This is a genomic window from Actinomycetospora sp. ABD4_176 (genome assembly GCF_056311855.1).
Genome location: NZ_CM149974.1, coordinates 4,105,334 through 4,118,301 on the forward strand (window position 1 = coordinate 4,105,334; position 12,968 = coordinate 4,118,301).

The 12,968-nt window shown below is 76.4% G+C and carries 9 protein-coding genes; 7 read left to right on the forward strand and 2 right to left on the reverse strand.

Translation table 11 applies throughout. The features are described 5' to 3' along the window. Positions 1 to 7: 7 nt before the first annotated feature. Complete coding sequence (locus ACYX4T_RS19880) at positions 8 to 1,378, reverse strand: sodium:proton exchanger (RefSeq protein WP_476011002.1); 1,371 nt, start codon at positions 1,376 to 1,378, stop codon at positions 8 to 10. Between the two features lie 210 nt (positions 1,379 to 1,588). On the opposite strand from ACYX4T_RS19880, the gene ACYX4T_RS19885 reads away from it, so the two are divergent. The 3 genes from ACYX4T_RS19885 (at position 1,589) to ACYX4T_RS19895 (ending at position 4,263) form a co-directional block, all read left to right on the forward strand. Beyond that, the gene (locus ACYX4T_RS19885; RefSeq protein WP_476011003.1) at positions 1,589 to 2,455 is read left to right on the forward strand and encodes a mechanosensitive ion channel family protein; all 867 of its coding nucleotides are present in this window, start codon (positions 1,589 to 1,591) and stop codon (positions 2,453 to 2,455) included. Positions 2,456 to 2,539: 84 nt separating this feature from the next. Continuing rightward, complete coding sequence (locus ACYX4T_RS19890) at positions 2,540 to 3,436, forward strand: serine hydrolase (protein ID WP_476011004.1); 897 nt, start codon at positions 2,540 to 2,542, stop codon at positions 3,434 to 3,436. Positions 3,437 to 3,453: 17 nt separating this feature from the next. After that, entirely contained in the window at positions 3,454 to 4,263 is an 810-nt protein-coding gene (locus ACYX4T_RS19895) for a serine hydrolase domain-containing protein (RefSeq protein WP_476011005.1), read from the forward strand. Positions 4,264 to 4,353: 90 nt separating this feature from the next. On the opposite strand, the gene ACYX4T_RS19900 is transcribed toward ACYX4T_RS19895, so the two are convergent. Next, positions 4,354 to 5,085, reverse strand: a complete 732-nt coding sequence (locus tag ACYX4T_RS19900; protein ID WP_476011006.1) for a YaaA family protein — start codon at positions 5,083 to 5,085, stop codon at positions 4,354 to 4,356. Positions 5,086 to 5,108: 23 nt separating this feature from the next. Here ACYX4T_RS19900 and ACYX4T_RS19905 point away from each other — a divergent pair, with 23 nt between their 5' ends. From ACYX4T_RS19905 to ACYX4T_RS19920, 4 genes are read left to right on the forward strand one after another with little or no spacing between them, the layout of a single operon-like run. Beyond that, positions 5,109 to 6,014, forward strand: coding sequence for an aminoglycoside phosphotransferase family protein (locus ACYX4T_RS19905; RefSeq protein WP_476011007.1), 906 nt, complete (start codon positions 5,109 to 5,111; stop codon positions 6,012 to 6,014). Positions 6,015 to 6,038: 24 nt separating this feature from the next. Next, on the forward strand, positions 6,039 to 10,313 hold the full coding sequence (locus tag ACYX4T_RS19910; RefSeq protein ID WP_476011008.1) for a TIGR02680 family protein: 4,275 nt from the start codon (positions 6,039 to 6,041) through the stop codon (positions 10,311 to 10,313). Further along, positions 10,310 to 11,809, forward strand: coding sequence for a TIGR02677 family protein (locus ACYX4T_RS19915; protein ID WP_476011009.1), 1,500 nt, complete (start codon positions 10,310 to 10,312; stop codon positions 11,807 to 11,809). The genes ACYX4T_RS19910 and ACYX4T_RS19915 overlap by 4 nt, the downstream gene beginning before the upstream one ends. Next, positions 11,806 to 12,966: a TIGR02678 family protein gene (locus ACYX4T_RS19920; protein ID WP_476011010.1), complete on the forward strand. Its 1,161-nt coding sequence runs from the start codon at positions 11,806 to 11,808 to the stop codon at positions 12,964 to 12,966. The genes ACYX4T_RS19915 and ACYX4T_RS19920 overlap by 4 nt, the downstream gene beginning before the upstream one ends. Positions 12,967 to 12,968: the final 2 nt, after the last annotated feature.

Here is a 12,968-nt window from a genome sequence, read left to right on the forward strand (position 1 = left end):
TTCTGCCTCACTTCGTGCTCGATCCGGCGGTCTCGGTCAGGTCCGCGTACGGCGTGCGCAGCCCGTCGCGGACGAGGCGCACGAGATCGTGGCGCCGCCGGAGGAACAGCACGATCGCCGCGCCGACGTAGACGCCGGACAGGATGAGCAGCTCGAGCTCCTGCAACGGTGGCGGCAACGTGGCGGCCAGCACGAACTGGGCCACGAAGAGCCCGAGCAGGCTCAGCGCACCCCACACCGTGATCGAGAGCGTGACGAGCAGCGCGACCGCGAACAGCGACTGCGCGGCGGTGATGAGCAGCTCCTCGCGCTGCACGGTGTCGACCGGCAGGCCGTGGAGCGACCCCGCCGCGAGGGCGAACACGACGGGCAGCGTCCCCACGAGCAGCGACCACTGGTTGACCTTGGACGAGACCAGCGTCGCCAGGGCGTCGGTGGTCTTGAGGCGCCAGGCGTAGAGGCCGGCGACGAGCAGCTCGGGTGCCTCGGAGGCCAGCGGGGCGAGCCACTGGACGAGGAAGAACTGGCTGATGCCGAGCTCGGTGCCGGTCTGCACGAGGGAGTCGGCGAACGGCTCGGCGCACAGGACGATGATCACCGCGGCGACGACGAAGAAGCCGATGTAGCCGGTCCGGCGCCTGCCGGCGTCCATCCGGCCCACCCAGGCGGAGGGGCCGATGAGGTCGGGGTCCTCGGCCGGCGCCTTGGCCACGCGGATGCTGTAGAGCACGAAGATGCCGACGAGGACGACCGTGTCGACCAGCGTGATGCTCACGCGCAGCGGCAGGGTCAGCGAGTAGACCGTCGCGAGCAGCAGGAAGACCAGCGGCACGGCGTCGGTGCGCTGCAGCGTCACCCGCGTGGCGTGGCCCGCGCGGTGCGACGTGCCCGCGCCGCCCTCCCGGCCGGCGTCGGCGCCGCCGCGGCGCAGCCGGATCGCGGCGAGCAGCACGACCAGCGCCCACCCGACACCGACGAGGATCCGGTTGGCGCCGGTCATGTTGGCCAGCGCCAGGCCGCACGGGGACTGCTCCGTGGAGCCCGGTGGCAGGCACGTGGGCCCGTACTGGGCGTAGGCCTCGCCGCCCTGGATGGTGAAGACGAAGTCGACCGCGTACTCCGGCAGCACCGCGACCAGCGCCAGGAGCGCGATCGCCAGGCCCGCGGAGATGTCGACCTGCGCGGCCTCCGCGGCCCACGACAGCAGGAACGCCGCGCCGACGATCGCGACGCCGTAGAGCAGCGCGTCGACGGGGTGGGACAGCGAGATCCCGGCCACGTGCAGCACGAGGCCGGGCACCGCGACGGCCACGGAGAGCGCGACCAGCAGGGGGGATCGATCACCGCGACGGGCCGTGCCCGCGCTGCTGGACGTCATGTCCGGTTCTCTACCCGTCACCCGAGTCCCACACCCGTCCGACGCGCCGATCACGCCGATCACACACCGTCCCCCCGCGGCGTACCCCCGAGCGGCCTCGCCGTGACGTCCGGACGGACCTGTGCGCACCGGGTTTGCCCCGGGTCCGGGTCCTGCGGCACGGTGGCGCGCCGGCATCCCGTCCGCTCCCCGCTCCCCGAGGTGGTTGCCGTGCCGCTCTCCCCTGCCCTCACCGTCGACGGGCTCGTCCACATCGGCGTCGCCGTCGCGGTCATCGTGCTGGTGGCCGTGGTCCTGCGCTTCGTCGTCAGCCGCGTCATCGGCCACGTGGTCGCCGGCGCGGGGGTCCCCGGCCTGCTCTCGCTGGTGCGCCGCCGCCGCGGTGTCTCCGAGGCCGACCGCATCGAGGCCTTCGGGTCCGCGCGGCGGGCGCAGCGGGCGCGGACGGTGGGGTCGGTCATCGCCAACGCGGCCACGATCCTGATCTTCGGGACCGCCTTCATGATGGTCCTCGGCCAGTTCGGCGTGAACCTCGCACCGGTGCTCGCCTCGGCCGGGGTCCTCGGGCTCGCGATCGGGTTCGGCGCGCAGAACCTCGTCAAGGACTTCCTCTCGGGCATCTTCATGCTGCTCGAGGACCAGTACGGCGTCGGCGACCACGTCGACCTCGGCGAGGCGGTCGGCACCATCGAGCGGGTCGGGCTGCGCACGACCACGGTCCGCGACGTCAGCGGGATGGTCTGGTACGTCCGCAACGGGACGATCGAGCGCGTCGGCAACGGGTCGCAGGACCACGCCGTCGCCGTCGTCGACATCCCGCTGGCGATCGACACCGATGTCACCCGCGCCGCCGCGATCGCCGAGGAGGCCGCGGCGGGCGGCATCGCCGAGCACGGGCACACCGCCGACGTGCTGGCGAAGCCGCAGGTGCTCGGGGTCGAGTCGCTGTCCGCGTCCGGTATGACCCTCCGACTGACCGCTCGTACGAAGCCCGGCCGGCAGTGGGCCGTCCAGCGCGCCATGACCGAGCGTGTCGTCGCCGCCCTGCGCGCCGACGAGGTGATGCTGGCGGCGTGACCGCCCCGTGAGAGCTGTGACGTCCACCGACCCGGGCCCCGTCCGACGCGCGGATCCCACACGATCGGGAGCAGGATCACCGGTGTGATCGCCGGTCGTGCCCGTCGGGGCATCCGCCTCGCGGCCACGGTCGTCGCCGTGGCGCTGGCCGCCGGGTGCGCGATCGGCAGCCCGCCGGACGCCGCGCCGGCCACCTCCCCACCTCCCCGGCCGACCGTGGCGCCGACGACCACCACCCCGGAGCCCGCGCCGTCCCGGGCCCAGGCGGCCGTCGAGGCGACCGCGCCCGCAGCCGAGGAGCGCAGAAACGTCACCCTCGGCGTCACGGTGCTCGACCGCGCCACGGGCCAGGTCGCGGTCAACGACGACGGCGACACCCCGCTGCGCACGGCGTCGCTGGCCAAGCTGTTCACGATCGTCGACATCCTCGTCCGCCGTGAGGCGGGCCAGGTGACGACCACGCCCGCCGACGAGCAGCGGTTCCGCCGTGCGCTGAGCCTCTCGGACGACCAGGCGATGAACGCGTTGTGGTCGACGTACGGAGGACCCGAGGGCATCACGCGGGTCGCGGCGATGCTCGGGCTGCGAGCGACCACTCCACCGGCGGAGACCGGGCAGTGGGGCCAGGTCGAGACGACCGCGCGGGACGTCGCCACGCTCTACTCGTTCGTCCTCACCGGGCTCACCCCCGCCGACCGCGACCTGATGATCCAGGGCCTCGAGGCCGCCCCGGAGACGGCCGCGGACGGCTTCGATCAGGGCTTCGGGCTGCTCGACCCCGAACGCCGGGGCAACGCGGCGGCGAAGCAGGGCTGGTCGTGCTGCATCGGGTCGAGCGTCGACCTGCACTCGGCGGGCCTGCTCGAACCGAGCGGGCGGTACGTGGTGGTGCTGCTGTCGAACCAGCCGCGCGGCTACGACCCGGCGCGCGGCGTGCTCGACGACGCCGCAGCGGCGGCCCGCGATGCGCTGGCCGGTTGACCCTTAGTCTCGCGCGGGTGGAGAGCCTCGCCCAGATCGACGACTGGCCCGTCGAGCACGCCGCGGCCGGGGTGGTGGCGGCCGACGGGACGGTGCGCGGCACCCGCGGGCCGACCGACCGGCGCTTCCCGCTGGCCTCGGTGACCAAGCCGCTGGTGGCCGTCGGGGCGCTGGTGGCGGTCGAGGAGGAGGCGATCGCCCTCGACCAGCCCGCCGGGCCGGACGGGTCGACGGTGCGCCACCTGCTCGCGCACACCTCCGGGCTGGCGTTCGGGGAGCACCGCCCGATGGCCGAGCCCGGCACGCGGCGGCTGTACTCGTCGGCCGGGTTCGAGGTGCTGGCGACGACGATCGAGGAGGCCACCGGCATCGGGTTCGCCGACTACCTCCACGAGGCCGTCCTCGCGCCGCTCGGCATGGCGTCGACGACCCTCGACGGCTCGCCGGGCCACGGCGCGACCTCGACCGTCGACGACCTGCTGGCCCTCGCGGCCGAGCTCCAGGCGCCCCGGTTGCTGCACCGCTCGACGCTCGACGAGGCGACGTCGGTCCAGTTCCCCGGGCTCAACGGCACGATCCCCGGCTTCGGGCACCAGAAGCCCAACGACTGGGGCCTGGGGTTCGAGCTGCGCGACGGCAAGTCGCCGCACTGGACGGGGGCGACCAACTCGGCGCGGACCTTCGGGCACTTCGGCCAGTCGGGGACGTTCCTGTGGGTGGACCCGGACGCCGGCCTCGCGTGCGTGGCCCTCGCCGACCGCGACTTCGGCGACTGGGCCAAGGCCGCCTGGCCACCCCTCGCCGACGCCGTCCTCGCGGAGGGCTAGCGAGGCCCGGGGTACGAGCGATGCGGCATCGCTGGCACTGGACGCCAGGATCGCCACATGCTCGCTCGGCGACACGCCGAGCGGGCTCCCTCAGCGAGGGACGACGAGGACGAGCGCGTGGTCGGAGGCCTGCTCGACGCGCAGGCCGGCGTCGCGCAGGAGCGCGAGCACCCCGCCCGCGTCCCGGGGGCGCCGCCGGGAGGAGGCGAGGAGCCGGGCCGCGTGGCCCTTGTGCGACTTGTTCGCGTGGCTGACCACCGTCCGCGAGCCGTCGGCGGCCTCGCTGTGCACGTCCAGCGTCACGGCGCCCGTCGCCGGGCCCAGGGCCATGTAGGGGCCCGAGCGCAGGTCGACGACCAGGTCGTCCTGCCCCGCGAGCAGCGGCATCAGCTCGGGGCGCCAGGTCACGCGCAGTCCCTCGCGCCCCGGCAGCGCGCTGCCGCCCGAGAGCCGGTAGGCGGGGATCGGGTCGGTGCCTCCGACCAGCCCGAACAGCGCCGAGCAGATCACGACCCGCCGGCGCGCCGCCGGGGTCAGGGACGCGGCGTCGAGCGCGTCGTAGAGCACCCCGGTGTAGCGGCGCAGCGCGGGCGCGGTCGGCGAGGTCCACAGGCGGGCGTTGCGGGCGATCTCGTCGTCCTGACGCTCGGAGACGTCCAGCGCCGCCCGCGAGGCCGGGACGTCGGCGGCCAACGCCACGAGCTCGTCGACCAACACCTTGCGGGTGGCGTTGAGAGTCGGGAACGACAGCGCGTCCAGGTCCAGCGGGCGTCCGCGACCGCCCGCGGCCTTGGTCTCCGACGGCGGCAGGACGACGAGCACCCCGGCACGGTAGCCCGGGCACGATGGGCGCCGTGCAGGAGCGCGGGACGCCGGGCTGGCGCGACGAGGTGCTCGCGTGGATCGCCGAGGTGACCGGCCGCCACCCCACCGGCGAGGTGACCCAGCGCCACCGCGCCTGGTCGACGGTGCTGCGGGTGCCGACGGCCGACGGTCCGGTGTGGCTCAAGGAGCCGGTGACGGGCATGGCGGCCGAGGTCGGGCTACACGCCGTGCTCGCCCGCGTCGCCCCCGACGCCGTCGCGATCCCGCTCGCCGTCGACGTCGCGCGCCACCGCCTGCTCCTGCCCGACACCGGACCGAGCGTTCGCGACGACGGCACCGACCCGTCGGCCGCCCTGACTGCGGCCCTGCCCCGCTACGCCGACCTCCAGCGCCGCCTCGCCCCCCACCTCGCCGAGATGGCGGCCCTCGGCGTGCCCGACGCCACCCCGCCCGCCCTGCCCGCGCGCTACGCCGAGGCCGTCGCGACGATCGGTGGTCCCGACCGCGCCGCCGAGGTCACGGCCTGGGCGGACGAGCTCGCCGGCACCGTCCCGTCCAGCCTCGACCACCAGGACCTGCACGTCGGCAACGTCCTCACCGACGGCCGCTTCGCCGACTGGGGCGACGCGGTCCTCGCCCACCCCTTCGCCAGCCTGCTCGTGGCGCTGGGCTCGCTGCGGCGCCTGCTGCAGGTCGGGACGGACGACCCCGACGTCACCCGCCCCCGCGACGCCTACCTCGAGGTCTTCGCGGACGTGGCGCCCCATGACCAGCTGGTCCACCTGAGCCAGCTCGCCTGCCGCGCTGCCGTCGTCGCCCGCGCCCTGACCTGGACACGCGGCGCGTCGGCCGACCCCCGCTTCGTCGACGCGCCCCGCGAGACGCTCGCGGCCCTGGGCGACCCCGACTGGGCGGCGGGCACCTGAACCCCGCTCCGTACCCTCCGTCGGGTGCCTGCCGACGATCAGCAGCGCTGGAAGCCCTCCCGCGCCGGCATCCTGAACGTCTACCAGTACCAGGACGAGGTGCTGGAGTTCGGCGACGGCCGCCTGCTCCTGCGCGGGGTCAACGGGTCGGGCAAGTCGACGGCGATGAACATGCTGCTGCCGTTCCTGCTCGAGGCCGACGTCCGCAAGATCGACGCGGCGGGCGAGCAGCGCGGGGTCCTGCGCAGCTGGATGCTCTCCGACCACGACGACACCCAGCGCACGGGCTACCTGTGGATCGAGTTCGAACGTGCCGGTGAGTACCGCACGGTCGGCTGCGGCATCCGCGCCAACCGCAGCACCGACCGCGTCGCCACCTGGTGGTTCTCCACCGACCGCCGGGTGCGCATCGACCTGCGGCTCACCGAGGCCGACGTCCCGTTCTCGGTCGACGTGCTGCGCGCCGAGCTCGGCACGCGGGGGCAGGTGTTCACCTCCACCGCCGAGTACCGCGCCGAGATCGCCCGCCGCTTCTTCGGCGGCGTCGACCCGGGCGCGTACTTCCGGCTGCTGCACCAGGTCCGCAACCCGCGCGTCGGCGACCGCATCGACGCCGACCTGCCGCGCACCCTGCGCGAGGCGCTGCCGCCGGTGCCCGAGGACGCGGTGCACGACGCCGCCCAGCCGCTCGAGGACCTCGAGGACCACCGCCGCAACGTCACCGACCTCGCCGCCACCGCCGAGGCCCTGGACAGCGTGGTCGAGGTCTACACCGACTACGCCCGGCGCGTGCTCATGACCGAGGTCGAGGCGGCGGGCTCGGCGGTGGACGTCGCCCGGACCGCGGCGCGTCGCCTGGACCGCGACCGGGCGGCGGCGGAGCGGGCGCGGACAGCCCGGACCGCGGCCGAGCGCGACGTCGACGAGCTCGCCGCCGAGGAGCGCCGCGCGCACGCGGAGCGCCAGGGCCTGGTCAGCCTGCCGGAGTTCACGGCGCACACCGAGCTGGTGCACCGGCGCGAGGAGCTCACCCGCGCCGACGCCGAGACGCGCGGGCGGGAGGCCGACCGCGCCCGGGCCGTCGAGCGCACCCGCGCCGCCGCCGCGCGGGTCTCCGGTGCGCGCGGGCAGCTGGAGTCCGACCTCGCCGGGGTCACCGAGCACCTGGCGGCGGTCGCGACGGCGGCCCGCACCGCCGCCGCCGCGTCGGTCGTCGCCCGCCTGCCCGACCCGCCCGCGCTGGTCACCGAGCCCCGTCACGACGAGGCGGGCGAGACCGTCGTCGACGTTCCCGGGCCGGGCGACCGCTCCGGCGGGGCCGCCGGTCCCGACACGCCCGGTCCCGACACGCCCCGTCCCGACACGCCCGGTCCCGACACGCCCGGTCCCGACACGGCCGATCCCGACACGGCCGACCCGACCGCCGGCCTGCCCGCCGCCCTCACCGGGGTCGGCGACGCGCTGCGGGCCCACCGCACCGCCGTGCGCGGGCTGCGGGAGCGGGCGCTCGCCGCGGAGCGGGAGAGCGCCGCCGCGGACCGCGCCGAGTCCGAGGCCGCCGACGCCCGCACCCGCGCCGGGGAGGCCACGGAGCAGGCGGACACCGCGCACCGCGCCGCCCGTGCCGCCGCCGACGAGCACCGGTCCGCGCTGCGGGCGTGGGTTGAGCGGCTCCGCGCGCACGTCGCCGCCGTGCCCCCCGCGGAGCCGGACGGCCCGACCGGGTGGCTCGCCACACCAGACGACGGAGCCGGTGAGGGGCCCGACGAGGGCACGGGCGACCCCGCGGACGACGACCTGCGCGTTCTCGCCGACCGGGCCGTCCGCGCCGCGCGCGCCGAGGCCGACGCGGTCGGCGCGGAGCTGGCCGTCGCGCGGTCGCGGGCCGCGTCCCGGGTCGAGGCGGTCGAGGCCGAGATCGCCGAGCTGCGGGCCGAGCACGCCCGCGTCGAGGCCGCCACCGAGCTCCCGCTCCCACGCGCGGCGTGGCGCGCCGACACGCCGGTCGCCGACGCCGCCCTGTTCGCCTCGGTGGTCGACTTCCGGCCCGGGCTCGACGACGACGCCCGCTCCGGTCTCGAGGCGGCCCTCGAGGCGTCCGGCCTGCTCGCCGCGCAGGTGCGCGACGACGGGTCGGTGCGCGGGGCGGAGGGCGAGCTGCTGGTGGCGCCCGGCGGCGGTCAGGGCGGCGGTCAGGAGGGCGGGCAGGGCGGCGAGGGTCTCGCCCGCTGGCTCGCCCCCGCCGACACCGGCGTCGTCGGTCCCGAGGTCGTCGCGGGCGTGCTCGCCGCGATCGGGACGGCGCCGGGCCGGGGTCTCTGGGTCGCTGACGACGGGTCGTTCGGCGCCGGATCGTTGCGGGGCCGGCACCGCAAGGCCGCCGCCGAGTACGTCGGAGCCGGGGCCCGCGCGCAGGCCCGCGCCCGGCGGCTGGCCGAGCTCGCCGAGCTGGTGTCCGTGGCCGAGGACCGCCTCGCGGCCGCGCGCACCGTGCTCGCCGCCCTCGACGAGCACTCCTCGGGCCTGCGCGTCCTCGTGCGCGCGCTGCCCTCGACCCGGGCCGTCGACGACGCGGGCGCCGCGGCGACCGGGGCGGGCCGCTACGCCGAGGAGGCGCAGGGCCGGGCGGCGCAGCAGGCGGCGGCCGCGGACGAGGCCCGGCGCCGCGCCGACGACGGGTGGGCGCGTCTGCAGCAGGAGGCCGGCGACGCGGGCCTGCCGACCGACTCGGCGCGGCTCGAGGAGCTGGCCGAGGCGGTGGGCGACGCCGAGCGCGCGCTCGCGTCCGTCGAGGCCGCCCGCGAGCGGACCCACCGCAGCGTGCGGACATGGCTGGAGACGATCGCGGCGTGGGAGCGCGACGGCGCCGACCACGCGGCCGCGGTGGCCGCCCGGCGGTCGGCCGCGGAGCACGCCGACGGCGTCCGCACGGAGCTGGAGACGATCGAGGCCGCGCTCGGCGAGGAGCCCGCGAAGGTGGCCGCCCGGGTCGCGGAGCTCGACGACCGGCTGCGCGAGCTCGCCGACCGGCTGGAGGCCGCGCGGGAGGCCAAGCAGGCGAGCGCGGTCGCGCTCGCGCAGGCCGAGGGGCAGGTGGACACCGCGGTGGCGACGGCGGCCGAGCGCGCGACCGCGGTCCGCACGACGCGCCGCCGACTCGTCGAAGTCGTCGGCACCCCCGGCCTGCTCCCGGCCGCGGAGCGCCGCCCCGCGGACGGCGCCGCGTCGGGGTCCGAGCCGGAGCCCGAGCCGGAGCCGGAACCCGTGCCCGCGACGGCGGACACCGTCGACGGCGCCCAGGAGCTGGTCGCGGCCCTGCGCGAGCGCGTGCCGGCGCCGCGGGCGAACGTCACCGAGGACGCACTGGAGAAGGCGCTGCGCGCCGCCCGCGACGCGCTGACCGGCGGCGGCCGGGACGTCGAGAGCCGCCGGTCGGCCGACGGGATGCCGGTGGCCGTGTTCGTCACCAGCGGCTCGCGGGCGACGCTCGCGCAGATGGTGCTGCGCGTCGCGGTCCAGAAGCGGCAGGCCGAGGGGCTCCTGTCGGCCCAGCAGGACCAGGCGCTGCGCAACCTGCTGCACGGGCGCATCGCCCGCGAGGTCGCCGACGCGCTGTTCGCCGCGCGCGAGCTGGTCGACCGGATGAACCGCATCCTGCGCGGGGTCACGTCGAGCCAGGGCATCGGCGTGAAGCTGCAGTGGCGGCCCCGCTCGGACCTCGACGCCGACACCGCCACCGCGCTCGAGCTCCTCGGCACCCACCCGGACCTGCGCCGGCCGGAGGACGACGACCGGGTCCGCGAGGCGGTCAAGGGCCTGGTGGAACAGGCCCGCGGCGAGAACCCCGAAGCGTCCTACCGCACCGTCATCGGCGAGATCCTCGACTACCGGACCTGGCACGAGATGCGGATCTACCTGCGTCGGCCGGGGCGGCCCGACGAGCTGCTCACGCGGCGCACCACCCTCTCCGAGGGCGAGAAGAAGCTGGTCACGGTGCTGCCGATGGCCTCGGCGGCCGCGGCGAGCGCGGCCGCCCACGACCCGCACGGTGTCGGGGCGCCCCGCCTGGTGCTGCTCGACGACGCGTTCGCCAAGGTCTCCGAGGACAACCACGCGAAGCTGTTCGGCCTGCTCGTCGACCTCGACGTCGACTTCGTCGTCACCTCCGAGCGGCTGTGGGGCACGCACCCGAACGTCCCGGCGCTCGCGATCACCGAGGTCCTGCGCGACCCCGACCTGCGCGCCATCGCGCTCGTCCACTACCGCTGGAACGGCTCCGAGCTGGCGGTCTCGGCGTGAGCGAGGGCCCGACGGTGCCCGCGCCGACCGCGGTGGGCGTGCGGACCTCCGTGTTCGCCTACGTCACCGAGTCACCGGACTACCGCGCGATCCTCGGCGTGTTCGCCGGCACGTTCTTCGCCGAGCTGACCCCGGCCGACGTGGCCACGCGGCTGGCCGAGGCCGGCACCCCGCTCGACGAGCCGACCGTGACGCTGCGCCTGGAGCAGCTGCGGACCTGGGGCAACCTCGAGGTCTCGGCGTCGGTCGGGCAGGTCGGCACCGTCGAGGACTACTATCGGCGCCGCAACCGCTACCTCATCACCCGGGTCGGCCAGGAGGTCCACGACGTCGTCGAGGGCGTGCTCGCGCAGGTCGACGACGTGCGGGACGTCTCGCTGGGGCGGCTGGAGCAGCTGCGCGCCGCGCTGGAGACGCTGTCGCGGCTCGACCCGGCGAGCGCACCGCCGACGCGGCTCGCCGAGGCGGTCCGCGCCGTGTTCGACCCGCACGTGGCGTTCTCGGCGGAGATCACCCAGTTCTTCGCGGCGATCAACCAGTGGCAGTCGCGGTTCGACCTCGACGCCGACGAGTTCGCGTTCTTCTCCGAGGTCCTCGTCGGCTACGTGGGCGAGCGGCTGGAGACGCTGCGCCGGGCCGCGCGGCCGATCGCGGCGCTGCTCGAGGCGGTGGGCCCGCACGTGCCGACGATCGTCGGCCGGGCCGCGGACGGCCTGGCCGCGCGGGTGGCGGCGGCCGGGCTCTCCGCGGTGCGGGTGCGCCGCGAGCCCGGGGCCACGGTCGCGGACTGGGAGAACCTGGCGTCGTGGTTCGTCTCCACCCTCGGGCGCCCCAGCCGGGCGCAGACGCTGGAACGGGACGCCGTCGACGCCGTGCGGACGCTGACGCAGAACCTCACCCGGCTCTCGCGGACCGGCACGCTGGGGTCGTCGCGGCGGGTCGACTTCCTGCGGCTCGCCCTGTTCTTCGGGCGCTCGGACGCGGGGCGCGCCCACGAGCTGGCCGCGGCCGCGTTCGGCCTCTACGGCGCCCGGCACCTCGGGGTCGCCGGCGGGGACGACACCGACCCGGTGTCGTCGGCGATCTCGTGGTGGGACGCGCCGGTCGCGCCGGTGCCGGTGTCGTTGCGCGAGCGCGGGGACACCACCAGCCGCGGCCGGACCTCCCGCGTCGCCGACCGCAGCCAGGAGCGTCGCCACCTGCTGGCGCGGCGCGCCGAGACCGAGAAGCGGGCGGTCGCGGCGCGCACGGAGCTGCTGGAGGCCGGCGCGTCGGCGTTCGCCGACCGGCTCTCCGAGCCCGCCCTGCGCGAGCTGCAGCGGGTCCTCACCCGGGCCGTGGCGGACCTCGGTCCGGCCGCCGCCGCGGGCTCGGTGTCGCTGGACGGGGTGCGCTGCGTGGTCACGCGCACGCCCGGCTCCGCGACGGTCGTGCCGACCCACGCGGGGTCGCTGCGCCTCGAGGGGCTCGCGCTGACGGTGGAGCCGGCTCCGTGACGGCGCCGCGGTCGGATCCGCAGCGCGACACCGAGCTCGTCGTCGCCACCCGGGCCCTGCTCGCCCGGCCCTGGCGCACGGCCGAGACCGACCCGGACCTGCTCGCGCTCATCCGCCGCCACGCCGACGCGCTGGACGCGTGGTTCTCCACCGAGCTGACCTACCGGCTCGTCGTCACCGCCGACACCGCCCGGCTGGTGAAGACCGGCCACGTACCGACCGACCGGCCGCTGCGCACCGTCGCGACGACCCCGCGCGCGTTCACGTCCGCGGAGTACACCGCGCTCGCCCTCGTCCTCGCGGCGACGACGAGCGGGCCGGACCGGACGAGCCTGCGCGACCTGGTCAACGCCGTGCACTCCGCGGCGGCCGAGGCGGGCGTCGTGCAGGACACCGACGCCGCCTCGCGTCGCGCACTGGTGACGGCGCTGCGCTGGCTCATCGCGCAGGGGATGCTGCGCGAGCTCGACCGCGGGGTGGCGAGCTACGAGCACGACGCGGACGCCGACGCCCTGCTCGAGGTGCGCCAGGACCGGATGGCGCTGCTCCCGACCGCCGCGCTGGTCGGCGCGGAGACCGCCGGAGAGCTGGTCGAGCGGGCCGGCGAGCGGGGGTCGGCGACGACGGCGACGCGGCGGCGGCTGGTCGAGGACCCCGTGGTGCTCGCCGGGGACCTCGACCCGGCCCGGTTCGCCGAGCTGCGCCGCCGTGCCCCGGACGAGGCCCGACGGATCGAGGCGCGCACGGGGCTCGTCCTGGAGGCGCGCGCCGAGGGCGTCGCCGCGCTCGACGTCGACGGCGGGTGCTCCGACACCGTGTTCCCGGGCGGCGGGACGGTGCCGCACGCGGCGTTGCTGCTGGTCAGCGAGCTGATCTACCAGTTCCGGCCGGCGGAGGACCCGGAGCCGATCCCGTGGTCCTCGGTGCGCGAGGTGCTGGCGGAGCTGGTCGGCGAGTACGGGCGCTATTGGTCGAAGAACGCGATCGCCGACGCCGAGCGCTTCGCGGTGGACGTGGTCGGGCTGCTCGAGGCGATGCGCCTCGTGGCCCGCGAGGCGAGCGGCGCCCTGCGCGTGCTGCCGGCTGCCGCCCGCTACGCCCCGGCGGTCACCGTGGCCGAGGGCGACGACGAGGACGAGCAGCCCACCCTGCTCTGAGC

Excerpts from the sequence above, each read along its gene's own strand:
- ACYX4T_RS19880 (WP_476011002.1), bottom strand. The coding sequence starts at position 1,378 with ATGACGTCCAGCAGCGCGGGCACGGCCCGTCGCGGTGATCGATCCCCC.
- ACYX4T_RS19905 (WP_476011007.1), top strand. The coding sequence starts at position 5,109 with ATGGGCGCCGTGCAGGAGCGCGGGACGCCGGGCTGGCGCGACGAGGTG.